This is a genomic window from Nonomuraea sp. NPDC050680 (assembly GCF_040654555.1).
GTDB lineage: Bacteria > Actinomycetota > Actinomycetes > Streptosporangiales > Streptosporangiaceae > Nonomuraea.
Map to the genome: position 1 here is coordinate 1 of NZ_JBFAIF010000032.1, position 15947 is coordinate 15947.

The following is a 15947-nucleotide window of genomic DNA, read 5'->3' on the forward strand; positions in this document are numbered from 1 at the left end:
GTGCCGGTCGTCGCCCAGTACGGAGACGCTCTCGCGGGCAAGGTCATCGTCGACATCAGCAATCCCTTCAATTCCACGTTCGACGGGCTGGCCCACCGCGAGGAGACCTCGATCGCGCGGGAAGTCGCCAAAGCGGCCCCGGCCGGCGCCAGCGTGGTGAAGGCGTTCAACACCATCTTCCGTCATGCCCTGGAGAAGGGCCGGCCCGACGTCTTCATCGCCGGCGATAATGCGCAGGCCAAGGCAAGTGTGGAGACGTTCATCGAAAGCCTCGGGCTACGCCCGCTGGACGTCGGCGGCCTGAAAATGGCGCACTGGCTGGAAGGAGCGGGCGTGGTCACGGTGGGCCTCGCCAACCACGGGGTGGGGAACTTGGACTTCGCCCTCAGCATCACCGAACTTCCCGTCTGAGCCGCTCCGGGAAGCGGATCACCGAAAGGACTCCCCGATGAAGCTTGGTTTCACACTTCCCATAATCGGGCCCGCTATCAGCAGCGCCACCGGCCTGAGCGCGTTCTGCCGCGGGATCGAGGACCTTGGCTACGACACGCTGTGGGTCGGCGATCGCCTGGTCCAGCCGGTCGATATGCATAGCATCTATCCGGGCAAAGAGCAACCGTACCCGCCGCAGATGAAGCGTTACCTCGACCCGGTGCTGCTGTGGACCGTCGCCGCGACGGCGACCAGCCGGGTACGGCTGAATGCCAGCACGCTCAGCACCTTCTACTACGAGCCGCCGCACCTGGCCCGGATGCTGACCACGCTCGACGTGCTCAGCGACGGCCGTCTCGAGGTCGGCGTGGGACTCGGGTGGATGAAGGACGAGCACGACATCTCCCGCAGCGCGGACTGGAGCCGGCGCGGGCGGATGCTCGATGACCTGCTGGCGTTCCTGCACGAGTGGTGGACGGCCAACCCGGTGTCCTGGGACAGCGAGTTCTTCTCGCTGCCGCCGGTCCACGCCGACCTGCGCCCGGTGCAAGCGGGCGGACCGCCCATCTGGATCGGCGGCGCCAGCGAGGCCGCGATGCGCCGGGTCGGCCGCAGCGCCACCGGCTGGCTCGGACTCGACTTTCTGCCGGACGAGGTCGCCGACCGATTGTGGTCGCTCGCGCGCCAGGCGGCGCAGGAGGCCGGCCGCGACCCCGACACGCTGAAGAAGGCCATACGTATCAACCTCGAACCGGGCACGTCCGTTGATTCGCTGGCCGACAAGCTCAAGCGCCTCGCCGAGTCCAGTGCGGACGAGGCGTTCGTGGACGCCTTCGCACTGTTCTCCGACCTTGACCAGATGCTTGACTTCGCCGGCCAGGTGATCGCGCGCACCGGTCGGTTGTGACCACCCAAGAGCCGGACAACCTTGACGCAATGAAGCCATGACCGAGTTCATCCCGCACCGCGCCACCTCTGTTTCTACGAACAAGTTCTGGTACCGACTTCGAACGAGCATTGGTACCAGAACTCGTTCGTGACCATGAACCGCGAATGCCACATTCTCAGCGGCGAGACCCACGCGCGCATCGCATGCCGCGGCACCGCTGCCGCCAGATGAAGGAGCACCATCGCTGACCAGCAAATCCGTACCAGCGCTCGATCCTGCCGCCGCTGAGATAGCAAGGTCCTCGGCCCGGCGGCATGCGAGCGTCAGACGTTGGGCGTGGGCGGGCTTGGCAGCTCAGGCCGCCTTCGTCGCGAGCTGGCTCGTCGCCACTTCCTGGCAGGGCCCGCGCTACAGCTCCCTGGCCCACACCATCAGCGACATGTACGCGGTCACCGCGCCGGGAGGCATGTTCCTGGTGGTCGTCTTCACGTTGTGCGGCGCCGCGACGATCGGGTTCGCGCTGCGCTCCGTATGGCCCACACTGCGTACCGGCGGCTGGGCGGCGGTGGTGGGTTCCGGCCTGCTCGTGCTGTCCATCGTCGGTCTCGGCAATCTGCTGAGCGCCGGCGAACGGCTGGCCTGCCGCATGGCCGACCCGGAATGCACTGCCACCCGGCAGTTGTCCAACACCGGCGGACAGCTCGACAACATCATCAGCTCGGCCGGCGTGCTGCTGCTCATCATCGCTGGATTCTTCCTGGCGGCCGCCATGCGGCGGATACCCGGCTGGCAGGCGTGGTCATGGCCGACGCGCTGGACCACGATCCTGATTCTCGGCTTCGCCGTGGCCACCGTACTCACTCAGCAGGCCGGTCTGGGCGGCCTGTTCGAGCGCTCGATCGCCGTCACCGGCGCCGTAGCCCTCGCCGTATTCGCGGGCGGGATCCTACGGCGCGCGTGAGACGCGCGCCGTGCCCATGCAGGGGGAACGCGGAGCGCTGACGATCTTGTGGCCGTGCTCCTCCTTGTCGATGTGCCGGTGGGCTCTCTGGCCAAGGATGCGCGCTGCCACGGTGCGGCGGCAGGGTCGACAGACCCTTCTCGGCGGGGCCGTACGGCCTCTGTGGGGTGGCCGTGCCGCGTCAGCAGCGCCACTGCCGCGCGTTGGGGACTTCGTACAGGGGGCGGCGTGACACGGCGGGGACCGGCGGGCCGTAGCCCAGCCGCAGCAGCATCTGCACCTGGCCATGTGCCCCGTCCCGCCGACCGCCGAACCGGTCGTCCTCGAGATCCAGCGGCTGGCTGAACATCGACGCCGACACACCGTGGGCGGTGGCGGTGAGCAGCACCCGTTGCAGGGCCTGCCCGGCCACCAGCCAGTCGTGCGGACCATCGCCGCCGGTCAACAGGGCCGCGATCTGCGGATCGTCTTCGAAGACTGCCACCTGCGTGCCCGTCCCGAGGCGGGAGTCGCGCATCGGCAACCCGCCGTCCCAGGGACGCGGGCCGAAGGCATCTCTCGGCACCCCGTCGTCGCGCAGGCCGTCTGCCGTCCAATGGGCCAGCTCGGCACGGTAGGCCTCGTCTCCGGACAGGGTCCGGTCGGCATAGGCGACCAGGGAGAGCACCCGGCGGGTCGCCTGGCCGCGCAGCATGGTGAGGGTCGCCCCCTCCCGGCCGGCCGCGGCGGCGAGGTCGCCGACGACCTCCGCAGGCAGCGCGTGCCCGTCGAAGGGGAAACGGTTGGTGCGCCGGTGCGGGATGGCGGCATGCAGCCGCCGCTCCTCGGGCGACGGCGACTCCCCTTGAGCGGTACGGACGACGGCGAGGAGATCGGGCGCGGAGCGTGGAGCGGGCAACGTCAGGACACGTGCCTCGTATCCGGTCATCCTGATGGCCAGCCTCATGTTGAACAGCGCCGCTCCACAGCTCATGCCGAGGCTACGCCCGAGGGGGTCCGCGACCTTCAGGCGCCGGCGAAGGTCGGCATACACGGACACGCTGTCCCTGAGGTGGTAGAACGGCCACGGCTGGGTGTTGTGCATGGAAGGCGCGGCGATCGCGGCCTCGATGACCCGGCGCACGCCGGACCGGGTGGCGAAGGGCTTGGTCACTCCTCGAGCCTCGTGCCACACTCCCGGGTTGGGCGAAGGTCTTTGGTCCCGAAAGTACGACCATTCGTCACCGGATGACCTGAGACCGGTCGGAGAATCTTCGGGCTCTCCGGTCAGAGTGGTGGCAGACTGTGACGATGCCGCCACCCCTAGCGAGATACTTCAACACCACCGGTCCCTGCGATCCGCGGCTCCACTACATGCTGCCCCCCACACCACGGCTTCCCGAGGCGCGGGCGCTGATCGAGATGGACCGCTACTTCGTGCTGCACGCGCCCCGGCAGACCGGGAAGACGACCACGCTGCGCACCCTGGCCTCCGAACTCACCGCCGAGGGTGACATCGCCGCCCTGATGTTCTCCTGCGAGCGCGCCAAGTCGGCCGGTGACGACCTCGGCTGGGCGGAGTCGCTGCTGCTGGATTCCCTCCGTCAAGCCGCCGCGCGATCGGGATGGCCGGAGGAACTGCTGCCACCGGATCCCTGGCCTCAGGTCACGCCGGGCAGCCGGTTCAACGAGGCGCTGAGCGAGTGGTGCCGCCGCTGCCCGCGCCGGGTGGTGCTGTTCCTCGACGAGATCGACGCCCTGCAGGGCAACAGCATGGTCAGTATCCTCAGCCAGCTCCGCGACGGCCACAACGCGCGGCCAGAAGGCCAGCCGTTCCCCACCTCCATCGTGCTGTGCGGGTTGCGGGATGTGCGTGACTACAAGGCCGCCTCCGGCGGCGACCCCAGCCGATCCAACCCGGCCAGCCCGTTCAACATCATCCGCAAGTCGCTACGCCTGGGCGACTTCACCGCCGACCAGATCGCCGAACTCTACGACCAGCACACACAGGCGACGGGCCAGGAATTCACCAAGGACGCGGTGGAGCGGGTCTTCGAGCTGACACGGGGGCAACCGTGGCTGGTCAACGCCCTCGCCAACGAGGTCGTGGTCGACATGGAGGTGCGCGGCACCATCGACACCGCGCAGGTGGAAGACGCCAAGGAGCGGCTGATCCGGGCCCGCGCCACCCACCTGGACGCCCTGGTGGCCCGCCTGCACGAACCTCGGGTCAAGCGAGTGATCGAACCGATCGTGGCCGGCACGTCTCCAGGCCTGGACATCGCCTTCGACGAGGCCGCCTCCTACGTCCACGACCTGGGCCTCATTCGCGGAACCAGGGACCTGGAGATCGCCAACCCCATCTATCGGGAAGTCCTGCTCCGGGTGCTGGGCGATCGCACGGAACGGTTCGTACGCGCCGATCCGCACACCTTCGTACTGCCGGACGGCCGTTTCGACCTGCCGCGCCTGCTGCAGGAGTTCGTCGTGTTCTGGCGCGAGCACGCAGAGGTCCTCATCAACCAGGAGGGCTACCACGAGGCCGCCTGCCAGATCGTCCTCATGGCCTTCCTGCACCGCCTGGTCAACGGCGGAGGCCACCTCGACCGCGAATACGCCGCCGGCACCAAACGGCTGGATGTCCTGGTCCGCTGGCCCTACGCCGGCCCAGAAGGCGAACGGCTGACGCAGCGGGAAGCCATGGAGCTGAAGGTCTGGCGATCAGGCGAAACTGACCCGACACCCGATGGACTCGCCCAGCTCGACCGGTACCTGGACCGCCTCACCCTCACCACCGGCGTACTGGTGATCTTCGACCGGCGCCCCGAAGCCCCACCCTGGAAGGAACGCGGCGGATTCGAGCAGGCGACCACACCGTCCGGCCGACAGGTAACCGTTCTGCGTGTGTGACGCAAGCTCACCGAGAGCGTCTCCGTCTATGTCGCCGAGGCGGTAGACGCCAGCTGCGGCATCAACTCCTTCGTGCCGAACTGCTGCGTTACCAAGAGGAGCGCTGGGAGACCCGGCCCTCACTCGGCTGCTCTACCAACCGCTGTGCAACGCCCTGTCCAGCCTCGAACACCACCGCTGAGGACACCGACTGGCACCACCCCCAGGCACGGACGAACTCACCGGGCTGCACCTCTGAGCAGCGCCCCCCAGACCCGCTCCGCCTCGGCCGCCATCGTCCACGCCGTCTCGTGGGTCACGCCATCAGTGGAACGCCGGACGAACGTCAGCCAGCCCGCGACGCAGAACTCGTACCAGGGCACGCAACGACTACACGTGTACTGGCGCACCCGAACCCGCCCGCACCGAGCGGCCGGGCTCATCCATGCGAGCTGCTCGTGATCCCTCCGTAGAGGGGCCACGTGGAGGCCGTGATACTCCTCCAGCGGGTCCAGAGCCCTGTTCATCGGCATCGGGCGAACGGCTCCGGCGTCGACCACCATGCAGACCACTTCGACCGAATCGACCCGTAGCACCAACTCGTACGGCGCGTCACCGTACGAAACCGCGTTGGTGACCAGCTCGCTGACCATCAGCACGGCATCCTCCACGAGATCGGCCTGCAGACCTACCAGCAGGAGCGTGCGCCGGACGAGGTTCCGGGCATCACCCACCGCCCGAGCGTCGTCGCGAAGCCGCCAGACCATGCATTGCCCAACAGAGCTTGAGTGCTCTGCCACAGTCGTCTCCGCCATGTTCACTCTCGCTTTCGTCCACACAGGCGCCGCGTAGCCATCGACGGATCGATCGAATCGACGACATCGGTGGCCCAGCGGCAATTCCGGGAATCGGGCCTGTTCAACGTGCTGACAGCACATCTGCAACGCCTCATTTGCTTGCAACGAGCAGCAAAGACCACGGGAGGTGCACCTCGGGACGGGGCTGTAGCACACGGGCTCTACCATCCTCCAGCGACCGCGACCAATCAGCCCTCGCCTCTCCTCGTCCGAGCGCACCCGGGGCCCACCTCGAATTGGCCGCTACGGCTGGATCTTCACGCCCAGTACTTCACCAGCCATGGATTCGCTGTCGCGGACATCGACTATCGAGGGAGTACCGGATACGGACGCGCATAGCGGCTTCAACTGCGCCATCGCTGGGCAGGATCGACGCCACGGACTGCGCCGATGCCGGCCTTCACCTGGCGGCGGCAGGGCTGGCCGACCGCGACCGGACCGCCATTTGGGGCGCCAGCGCGGGTGGATTCACGGTGCTGTCCGCGCTGTCCTCGACAGAGGTGTTCCAAGCCGGAATAGCCAGATCCGCGATCATCGACCCGAATGTCTGGGGCCAGAGTGCGCCCAAATTCCAGGCACATCACGCGGCACCCCTGGCAGGCCACCTCGACGATTTCGCCTCCACGCGCCCGCTGCTCTTGATCCATGGAGATGCGGACGCCGTCACTCCCCTCAATCAGGTCCGCGCACTCTCCGACCGGAACCCGGACATCACACGTTTGATGGTCATTCCGGGGGCCGGCCACTCGTTCCGCCGGGCAAGAGACATTGCGCGCATTCTCGCCGCTGAACTCGACAGCCTGTTTCCCCTGCCGCAACCGGCATTCAGGTCAAGACCGCTATCTAGCCTGCCTTCCGAAGCGGCTGAAGACGAACACTGAGACGCAGGTCGAGACAGCTCGTTCCCTCTCGAGGCGACCCGGCTCAGGTTCACCCAGCTCGTAGACGCCACGCCGACCGATGGTTGCTCGTACGCGTTGGATCTGCCCTGAAGATCAATCCTGGATCAGTCGATGCCGAGACCGACAACGCGCTCTTGCTCAGCGCCGACGGCCGTCAGACCGCTCGGGCGATGCAGATGCGTGCGTTCAGTCGTGGTCCCGCCTCGTAGAACATGTACTCCACACCGTCCTGGGTGCCGAACGACGGCGCCGCCACCCTGCCGTTGTCCGAGGGGATCGGGGAGTGGAAGACGCCGAGGTGCGTCTCCCTGTCGAAGGCGTTGCCGACCTCGGTAATCCGCATTCTGCCGTCGTTGCCGTGATAGGCCACGTAGGTGGTTCCGTTGCGCTTGACGAGGGTGGCGCCGGAGATGTCGGTCACGCCGTCGGGCTCGGGGTTCACCAGCGGGGTCGCGCTGAACTGCCAGCCGTCCCATCCGTTGGGCGACCAGCCGTAGAAGATGCGACGGCCGTTGCGCAGCCCCATGAAGATCATCACGTACTTGTTGTTCCGGCCGGGCAGCTGATGCTCGAAGACCCGCGCGTATGAGGTCTCGGAGGTACCGGGCACCAGGCGGGTGCTCAGGATCGGGGTCTCGTCGGTGAAGGTGACGCCGTCGGTGGAGCGGGCTACGCGGGTGGTGAAGTTCTCGCCGTGGAAGTAGCAGAAGAACTGCCGGGTGGCGGCGTCCCAGGTCACGTGAGGTGAGGACACGTGTGAGACCGTGGTGGTCGGCAGGCGGTTGTCGATGAGCGGGTTGCCCGAGTAGTCGTCGAAGGGGCCTGCCAGGGAGTTGGCGAAGGCCACGCAGATGCCGCCCGGATTCTCGTGAGGGGCGTAGTAGAGGTAGTAGCGCGCTCGGGGATTGCTGAGCTTGTCGTACACCCCTCTGATGCAGGGGAAGATGAACTCCCCCGTCGGGTTGTGGCTGAGCGGCAGGGCCAGTGCGTCGCGCAGGTACCGGTAGGTCGGCATCCCGGCCGGGCCCGCCGCCGCGCTCGCGGCCGGTCCGAGACCCAGGCCCGCGGCCACGCCCAGCAACACGGTCCGCCGTCGGATCAATGGGTGGGGGGTGTCCACTTCGGCTCCTTCACGCTGCGTCTTGGTGCGGATTCACACGCTCGCTCCCAGCGGAAGGCTGCGTCAAGATGCTAATACGAATTACCTCAAGAAGATCCACACTTGACAGCACGCTCGCGTTTCGCCCATTGAGCCCGTTCGCGGTCTTGACGACGCGGGCCATGTGCGAGTCACGGCTTCCTGCCGCCGGAGGCGTAGACGGGGCCGTTAGAGAAGCTGACCTTGTCGGAGGCCGGCCAGGCGGTGAGCTCGGCGACCCTGCCCGTCGATGCGAGCGGCACGCCTGGACCGTGATCAGCTGGGCCGGTTACCCGTCGGAATCACGATCTTGGTTTGTGCCCCCTTGGTGAGGTAGTACGTGGTCCACTTCTTGATCATCTCGTCGAGTAGCCAGGCGGCGGCGGGCACCAGCGGCAGCCCGATCAGACCCTCACGGAACCGCACCAGTAGCGGCCACGCGGTCTTGACCGTCGGGTCCCACAGCGGCTCGCGCCGGACGCCGTTCCAGTCGGCCACCTGGTCGCCGGTGAGGTACCTGGCGAAGGCGTTGACGAGAGACTTGTCGACGCCGCCGGGGCTGGTCAGCTCCGAGAGCATGTCCCGCAGGATGGCGTTGAGCTCCACCCCCTCCGGGGTCGGCCCCATGTTCCTGGGCAGGACCAGATCCGACTGGGTGTAGGAGGAGTCCCACGTGGCGGGGAGGAACTCGTCCCTGATGCCGAGCATGTGCCCCAGCATCTGTACCGAGTGCAGGTACGCCGCGGCCTCGGCGGCGGAGATGCGCACCTGCCATTCCCGCATCCCGCGCATGGAGTAGGTCGCCAGGGTGTGCCACGTGACGAGCATGTCCTCCTGGCTGATCGGGATAGGGCCGGACCAGTGGGGAGACGACTTCAGCAGGTGCCGCACCGCCGCGTGCACCAGTCGGGTCTTCACAGCCTCGACCACGGCCGTGCCGCCGGGACCCCAGGCGTTCTGGGGTCTGACCGCGTACGCCAGGATGTTCGTCTTGGCGATCCGGTCCTTCAGATCCGCACCGCCCGCGGAGTAATAGACAGCGCGTGCCTCCTTGGGGATGGCGGTGGCCAGCATCCCGGCGCCGACGATGGTGAGGACGACGATGTAGTTCCCCTTGAGCGAGTGGAACCGCGCCGCGGCATCCAGCTTGGTGGGGTCGGCCCACGGCGGCAGCTGACGCGCCTGCTCGATGAAGGCCCGCAGATCCTCCGGCAATCCCGCGGGCAGGGGCTGGTCGTTGCGGTTCCAGTCGTACAGCAGCCGGTTGACCTCGGGTATGGCACCGCGGTCGAGCAGGGAGGCGAGGAGCGGGTCGGCCACGTCGTCCCACACCCATCGAGGGTCGGCGCCGCTGCCGGAACCCGCTATCGAACCACTGGCCGGCCAGCCCCAGTCGCCGGACAGGGAATCCGCCTGGGCCGGGGAGGCCATCCCTAACGCGCCGAGCGCTCCCAAGGCGGTGCCCGAGATCAGTACTTCGCGCCTGCTCAACTCTGCCATGCTCCGCACTCCTTCGAGGTGGGGTTCTGCTCAGGGCATGCGAGAAATGGTTGATACTGAGAAACAGGTCATGGATCCGTGTATCATCATCAGAGCACAGTGTGACGAGCATCACAAGAGCGCGTTTGAGGCAGAATCTCTACAGGAGGCGGTCGTGGAATCTGTGGTGTCCGGATTCGTGGCGCCGTCGGACTCTGATTCGTTGCTGGAGCGCGCCTATGTCGATGCCGTCGAGCGCGTCGACGACAGCGACGAGCTACGGGCGCGCATCCTCGACGCGGCGTACGAGCAGTTCTGCCGGATGGGCATCAGACGCTCCACCATGGAGGACGTCGCCCGGCTGGCGAAGGTGTCGCGGATCACGGTCTACCGCCGGTTCGACACCAAGGACACGCTGGTCGAACATGTGGTGCGCCGGGAGTTCCGCCGCTATTTCGACCGGTTCCTCATCGACATAGAACAAGCCGCCACCGCTGCCGACAGGGTGGTGCTGGGCTTCGTGACCTCATTGCGGGCAATTCGCAGCAATCCGCTGATAGGCGGACTCATCGCCACGGAACCGGACCTGCTAGTCCCGTCCATGATGGCCGACGGGGGTCAGACCCTCGCCACCGTGCGGCATTTCGTCGCCGGCCAACTCCGCAGCGAGCAACGCGCCGGCAACGTCTCGAGCAGCCTCGACGTCGACCTCGTGGCCGAGATGATGGTGCGGATCTCCACCTCCTTCCTGACGATCCCCAGCGCCATCATCAACCTGGATGACGACGAGCAACTGGCCGCGGTGGCCTGGCGATTCCTCGTGCCCATGCTGGAGCCACCAGCCTGAGCTTCAAGACCACAGGCCAGAGCCGTTGTGACGGTATTCGACGCGGTCCAGGGCAATCTGTCCAGTGATCGGCACTCTGTCCGATCAGCTGGGGTCATGCCGCTCCGTACCGGCTCACCGTGAGTACAAGCCGCCCTGCGTGAAGGCCGGCTGCGTCTGGATCGGCCGATCCAGACGCAGCCGGTCACGTGACACCAAAAGTCGTTCAGGGCGACGGTGGCGGTGCGGTCGAGCCGCGGACGACGAGCTCGCTGGGGAGCGTCACGTCTGCGGTGTCCGATGCACCCTCGATCCAGGCCATGATCGTGCGAGCGCTGAGCGAGCCCCAGAGCAGGACGTCAGTGTGTACGGCGGTGAGCGCTGGCGTGACGAAAGGGGCAATCGGGTTGTCATCCAGGGCGACGACGGAGATGTCAGCGGGCACGGACACGCCCTGACGTGCGGCCTCTTGCATGCCGGCGATGGCCATGAGGGCGTTGGCGAAGATGATCGCGGTCGGCCGGTGTGACAGTTCGAGGAGGGCGCACATCCCCTCGGCGCCGCTTTGACCGGTGAAGTCGCCGGGGATCACCGTGCCCGCGTACAGGCCGCGCGCGGCCAGCGCGCGGTGGAAGGCCCGCTCGCGTTCCAGGCCGTGCACCAGGGCTCGCGAGCCGGAGACCTGGGCGATGCGCTGGTGGCCCAGGTCGGCGAGGTGGTCGACGGCGCTGGTGACCGACGCGGAGTCGTCGTTGCTGACCGCGGGCCCGTCGATGGCCTGCATCGGACGGCCCACGGCGACGTAGGGCATCCCGAGATCGCGCAGCAGACTGATGCGGGGGTCGATGTCGCGCAGGTCGGTGAGGATCATGCCATCCACGCGGCCCCCGCTGGCGAGGCGGCGGTAGCCTTCCTCCTCTTCGGCCTCGCCGCCCACGATCACCTGGGACAGCAGGGCGTACTTGTGGTGGCTCAACTCGGCCTCCACGCCGGCGATGAACGGTGCGAAGAACGGGTCGGCGCCGATCAACTCGGCGGGGCGGGCGAAGACGAGCCCGATGGCGTAGGTGCGCGAGCTGGACAGGCCGCGTGCCTGCTGGCTGGGCTGCCAGCCGAGCTCGGCCGCGACGGCGAGCACCCGCTCACGGGTCTCCGCGCCGATGCGCCCGCGCCCGGACAGCGCGTACGACACCGCGCTCTTGGAGACCCCGGCCGCCTGCGCCACATCGTTGATGGTCGGACGCCCCTGCATGGACACCTTTCTTCCCCGGATGGCCGAAAACGATCCCTCGCACCATAGCAGAACCGGTTAAACACTCCGCTGGCGTACGTCTGTACCGCTCCCATAAGGACCTTGACCCCCAGGTTTCGCATCTGTACGTTCACGATGCACAACCGGTTCAGCACGGAAGGGACTCCCAGTGTGGATCAATAGAAGGTCCGTCGCGGCGGTGGCCGTCGTGGGCTCGCTCGCCATCGCTGGATGCTCCGCCGAACGGGGCAACGCTCCGGCTGGGCAGTCGGCGGGCGCTCAGACGCTGACCATCTGGGCGCCCGCCGGGACGGAGGGCGACTTCGTGCGCAAGGTCGTCGAGAAGTGGAACGCCGGCCACGCGACCAAGTTCGTCGCGCAGGATCTGCCCGCGGCCACCGCCTCGGAGGACGGCATCGCCGCGGCGGTGGCGGCCAAGAGCACACCGGAACTCCTCATCGGCGCGTCCACGGCGCAGTCGCCGTCTCTGGCGGAGTCCGGGGGCATCCTGAATCTCAGCAAGGAATTCCCCGACGCCGAGAGCTTCGTGACGCAGCGTTCGGGTCAGACGGTCCTGGACGGCTACCGCGCCGCCGACGGCTCGCTCTACGTCGTGCCGTGGCGCACCAACCCGGTCATGGTGTTCTACAACAAGGCCCTGCTGAAGAAGGCCGGGCTCGCCGCGGAAAAGCCGCCCGCCACCTACAGCGAGTATCTGGCGGCCTTCAAGGCGCTCAAGGCCGCCGGCATCGCGCCCATCGCCCAGTCCATCGACCAGACCTGGTGGCACCGGTCCTTCGACTGGTACCCAACCTACCTGGCCGCGGCCAAGCACGGCCTGCTGACCGCGAAGGTCGACGCCTCGGCGTTCAACGAGCAGGCCGGGGTGGAGTCGATGACCTTCTGGCGCGACACATTCGCCAAGGGCTACAACGCACGCAGCAGCGCCGGCCTGGACGAGACCAACCCGTTCAACCAGGGCAAGAGCGCGTTCTACCTCTCCGGCCCGTGGAACATCCCCAGCATGACCAAGCAGGTCGCGGCCGAGGCGGGCGTCAGCACCGTGCCCGTGCCTGACGCCAAGGCCACCGGCACCGTGACCACGTACGGCGACATCAAGCACGTGGTCATCTTCTCCACGGCCAAGAACAAGGCCGCGTCATGGGAATTCGTGAAGTTCTATCTGAACGCCGACAACGACACCGCGTTCCTGTCGGACCTGAAGCAGATCCCGCTGCGTACCTCGCTGGCCGACGACGTCGGTGAGGCGTTCTTCCAGGAGAACCCGCTGCTGGAGCCGTTCGTCAAGCAGGCCGGCAACGTGCTGGACCTGGACCTGTCGACCAAGACCATCGACGTGCTCACGGCCCTGTCGACCGCCTACCAGAGCGCCGCGATCTATGGCAAGCAGCCGGTCGCCGAGGCTCTGAAGCACGCCGCTGACCAGGTCGACCAGCTCGTCAGGAAGTGACCGGCATGTCCACCATGGCCGTGGGCGCCAGGAGAAGCAGGCGGCGGGCCGGCAAGCCGCACAACCGCGGCTCTTGGCTGTACACGCTGCCGTACGCGGTGTTCTTCCTCACTTTCATCGCCTACCCGCTCGGGTTCGCCGTCTACATGTCCCTGCACGAGTGGGGCCTGATCTCCGTCGACAGGCCGTGGGTGGGCCTGGGCAACTTCCTCGCCTTGTTCCAGGATCCGCTGTTCCTCACCTCGCTCGCCAACACCTTCGTTTACCTGGCCGTCAACATCCCGCTGACGCTGGTCTGCGGAATCGCGCTGGCCGTGGCGCTCAACGCGAGCTTCCCCGGCCGGGTGTTCTTCCGCACGGTCTACTTCCTGCCGTATGTGACCTCGACCGTCGTGGTGGCGTTGCTGTGGAAGTGGATGTTGTCCACTGACGACGGGATTCTCAACGGCTTCCTGAAGGCCCTCGGGCTCGATGGGCTGCCGTGGTTGACGAGCACGTGGCTGGCCATGCCCACCATCGCGGTGGTGGTGACGTGGAAATCGCTCGGCTTCTACGTGCTGCTGTTCCTCGGCGGGCTGCAGACCATCCCGAGGTCGCTGGAGGAGGCGGCGGTCACCGACGGCGCCACCTGGTGGCAGCGCTTCCGGCACGTCACGTTGCCCGGCCTGCGGCCGGCGATCGCCCTGGTGATCGCGCTGTCGACGATCACCGGTTTCCAGGTGTTCGCCGAGCCTTACCTGATGACCGGCGGCGGGCCGCTCAACTCCACCATGACTCCCGTCCTCTACCTGTACCAGAAAGGCTTCCAGTCGCTCGACTTCGGCTACGCCGCCGCCATCGGGATCGTGGTCGCCGTCGTGGTCGTCGCGGTGGTCCTGCTACAGCGCCGCTTCCTGGAGGAACGCACGACATGACGCTGGAGAAACGCACACCATGACGCGTATCGTCCGCTACACGATTCTGGCCCTGGGCGGGCTGATCTTCCTGTTCCCGTTCTACTTCATGATCATCACCAGCGTGTCGCCGCCCGGCTCCACGGGTTCCCTCGTGCCTCCGTCCCTGGACTTCAGCACCTGGACGTTCATCTTCGCCAAGTTGCCGATCACCTGGAACCTGCTCAATTCGGCCGTCTACACGCTGGGCGTCGTGTCCATCACGCTCGTGATCGGCTCGCTCACCGGCTACGCGCTGGCCCGGCTCAGCTTCCGCGGCAGGGACGCGCTGTTCGCGGTGATCCTCTTCACGCTCGCGCTTCCGTTCCAACTGCTCATGGTGCCGCTGTTCATCATGGTCAGCGATTGGGGCTGGGCCCGGCCCGGCCCGGGGAACTATCTGGCGCTGATCTTCCCGATGGCCGTCAACGCAACCGCGATCATCATCTTCCGTCAGTTCTTCCGCGGGCTGCCGCAGGAGCTGTTCGACGCTGCTTACCTCGACGGTGCCGGGAACCTGCGCATCTTGTGGAAGATCGCGATCCCCCTCACCAAGCCGGCGTTCCTGATCGCGACGCTGATCACGTTCATCGGGCCGTGGAACGACTTCCTGTGGGGGCTGCTCGTCGTCCGCGACACCTACTGGCAGCCGCTGTCGGTGGCGGTCGGGATCCTCGGCTCCGGCGCCCACGCCACGGCCGGGGGCGGCAACTACTGGGGCACGGTCACGGCAGCGTCGACGCTGCTCGCCGTGCCGGTGATCGTGCTGTTCATCGCTTTCCAACGCTACTTCGTCCGTGGCGTCATCGAAGACGGGATCAAGGGATGACCTTTCCGTACCGCCTCGTCCGCGCCGGTGTGCTCATGGCCCCGGACGAAGGCGAGCCCTTCGAGGCCGAAGGCGTGCTGAACCCCGCCTGCGGCTGGGGGCCGGACGGGCATCTCTACCTGCTCCCCCGGCTCGTCGCCCGGGGCAACGTCTCGCGGATCGGCCTGGCCAGAGTCGAGGTGGTGGACGGGGTTCCGGCCGGGGTCCGGCGAGAGGGAGTGGTGCTGGCTCCCGACCGCGGCTGGGAACGCGGCGCGGGCAGCGCCGGCGTCGAAGATCCGCGGGTCACGCACCTGCCGGTGCTCGGGCTGCACGTGATGACGTACGTCGCTTTCGGGCCGCTCGGCCCACGGCTCGCTCTGGCCACCTCCGCCGACGTGCGGGAGTGGCGGCGGCTCGGACCGGTCCAGTTCGGCTACGACGACGGCCTGGACGTGGATCTCAATCTCTATCCCAACAAGGACGCCGTGTTCTTCCCCGAGCCGGTGCTCGCGCCTGACGGCAGGCCCAGCCTGGCCATGCTGCACCGGCCGATGTGGGACCTGGGCACGATCTGCCCCGGCCAGGGCTCTCCGCTGCCGTCCGGGCTACACGACGACCGGCCGGGAATCTGGATCAGTTACGTGCCACTGGACGAAGTCGTGCTCGACTCCTCGGCTCTGGTGCGGCTGCGCGGTCACCGTCTCGTGGCCCTGCCCGAGTACCCGTACGAGGAGCTGAAGCTCGGTGCGGGACCGGCGCCGATCCGGGTGCCCGAGGGCTGGCTCATGCTGCACCACGGCGCGGCGGGCACCATTGGCGACAACCCGTTCGACCAGCAGCAAGGCGCCGTCTACGCGGCCGGGGCCATGATCCTCGACGCGGACGACCCCGCACGCGTCCTCACCAGGTCCAAGCAACCCCTCCTGAGCCCGGAGACGGACGACGAGGTGTCGGGGACGGTGCCCAACGTCGTCTTCCCCACCACCGTCGCCGACATCGGCGGCATTCTGTACGTCTTCTACGGCATGGCCGACACGAAGATCGGCGTCGCCCGGCTCGAACGCACCCGCTGACGCCTCCCCTGCCTCGTCGCAAGCACGACCAGCCCACCCCTGAGAAGGCACCGATG

Annotated in this window: 14 protein-coding genes and 1 pseudogene; 10 read left to right on the forward strand and 5 right to left on the reverse strand. The window is 67.3% G+C overall.

The window, feature by feature from the left end:
- The 3 genes and pseudogenes from AB0H88_RS48615 to AB0H88_RS48625 all read left to right on the forward strand — a co-directional run.
- Window positions 1-411 (forward strand): annotated as a pseudogene (locus AB0H88_RS48615) (NADP oxidoreductase); the annotation flags it as partial.
- Window positions 412-448: 37 nt separating this feature from the next.
- Entirely contained in the window at window positions 449-1339 is an 891-nt protein-coding gene (locus tag AB0H88_RS48620; protein WP_357656489.1) for a TIGR03619 family F420-dependent LLM class oxidoreductase, read from the forward strand.
- 328 nt (window positions 1340-1667) lie between these two features.
- Window positions 1668-2282 (forward strand): DUF998 domain-containing protein, encoded by a 615-nt coding sequence (locus tag AB0H88_RS48625; RefSeq protein ID WP_357656491.1) that lies wholly within the window; start codon window positions 1668-1670, stop codon window positions 2280-2282.
- 181 nt (window positions 2283-2463) lie between these two features.
- Here the strand turns inward: AB0H88_RS48625 and AB0H88_RS48630 are convergent, their stop codons facing one another.
- Window positions 2464-3435, reverse strand: coding sequence for a hypothetical protein (locus tag AB0H88_RS48630; protein ID WP_357656492.1), 972 nt, complete (start codon window positions 3433-3435; stop codon window positions 2464-2466).
- Window positions 3436-3572: 137 nt separating this feature from the next.
- Here AB0H88_RS48630 and AB0H88_RS48635 point away from each other — a divergent pair, with 137 nt between their 5' ends.
- On the forward strand, window positions 3573-5171 hold the full coding sequence (locus AB0H88_RS48635; RefSeq protein WP_357656494.1) for an ATP-binding protein: 1599 nt from the start codon (window positions 3573-3575) through the stop codon (window positions 5169-5171).
- 218 nt (window positions 5172-5389) lie between these two features.
- On the opposite strand, the gene AB0H88_RS48640 is transcribed toward AB0H88_RS48635, so the two are convergent.
- Entirely contained in the window at window positions 5390-5884 is a 495-nt protein-coding gene (locus tag AB0H88_RS48640; RefSeq protein WP_357656496.1) for a hypothetical protein, read from the reverse strand.
- A gap of 359 nt (window positions 5885-6243) precedes the next feature.
- On the opposite strand from AB0H88_RS48640, the gene AB0H88_RS48645 reads away from it, so the two are divergent.
- Window positions 6244-6888 (forward strand): prolyl oligopeptidase family serine peptidase, encoded by a 645-nt coding sequence (locus tag AB0H88_RS48645; protein ID WP_357656497.1) that lies wholly within the window; start codon window positions 6244-6246, stop codon window positions 6886-6888.
- A 175-nt stretch (window positions 6889-7063) separates the two neighbouring features.
- On the opposite strand, the gene AB0H88_RS48650 is transcribed toward AB0H88_RS48645, so the two are convergent.
- Window positions 7064-8029, reverse strand: coding sequence for a hypothetical protein (locus tag AB0H88_RS48650; RefSeq protein WP_357656499.1), 966 nt, complete (start codon window positions 8027-8029; stop codon window positions 7064-7066).
- Between the two features lie 294 nt (window positions 8030-8323).
- A complete protein-coding gene (locus AB0H88_RS48655) occupies window positions 8324-9547 on the reverse strand; it encodes an oxygenase MpaB family protein (protein WP_357656500.1) in 1224 nt (407 codons plus the stop codon).
- A gap of 37 nt (window positions 9548-9584) precedes the next feature.
- Here AB0H88_RS48655 and AB0H88_RS48660 point away from each other — a divergent pair, with 37 nt between their 5' ends.
- The gene (locus AB0H88_RS48660) at window positions 9585-10373 is read left to right on the forward strand and encodes a helix-turn-helix domain-containing protein (protein WP_357656502.1); all 789 of its coding nucleotides are present in this window, start codon (window positions 9585-9587) and stop codon (window positions 10371-10373) included.
- 205 nt (window positions 10374-10578) lie between these two features.
- On the opposite strand, the gene AB0H88_RS48665 is transcribed toward AB0H88_RS48660, so the two are convergent.
- A complete protein-coding gene (locus tag AB0H88_RS48665; protein ID WP_357656504.1) occupies window positions 10579-11604 on the reverse strand; it encodes a LacI family DNA-binding transcriptional regulator in 1026 nt (341 codons plus the stop codon).
- A gap of 169 nt (window positions 11605-11773) precedes the next feature.
- On the opposite strand from AB0H88_RS48665, the gene AB0H88_RS48670 reads away from it, so the two are divergent.
- The 4 genes from AB0H88_RS48670 to AB0H88_RS48685 are packed head-to-tail and all read left to right on the forward strand — an operon-like array spanning window position 11774 to window position 15891.
- Window positions 11774-13075 (forward strand): extracellular solute-binding protein, encoded by a 1302-nt coding sequence (locus tag AB0H88_RS48670; protein ID WP_357656506.1) that lies wholly within the window; start codon window positions 11774-11776, stop codon window positions 13073-13075.
- A gap of 5 nt (window positions 13076-13080) precedes the next feature.
- Window positions 13081-13989 carry a sugar ABC transporter permease gene (locus AB0H88_RS48675; RefSeq protein WP_357656508.1) on the forward strand — a complete coding sequence of 303 codons (909 nt, stop codon included), beginning with the start codon at window positions 13081-13083 and terminating at the stop codon, window positions 13987-13989.
- 19 nt (window positions 13990-14008) lie between these two features.
- Window positions 14009-14836, forward strand: coding sequence for a carbohydrate ABC transporter permease (locus AB0H88_RS48680; protein ID WP_357656510.1), 828 nt, complete (start codon window positions 14009-14011; stop codon window positions 14834-14836).
- Window positions 14833-15891, forward strand: a complete 1059-nt coding sequence (locus AB0H88_RS48685) for a hypothetical protein (protein WP_357656512.1) — start codon at window positions 14833-14835, stop codon at window positions 15889-15891. Before AB0H88_RS48680 ends, AB0H88_RS48685 begins: the two co-directional genes overlap by 4 nt.
- The last annotated feature ends 56 nt before the right edge of the window (window positions 15892-15947 follow it).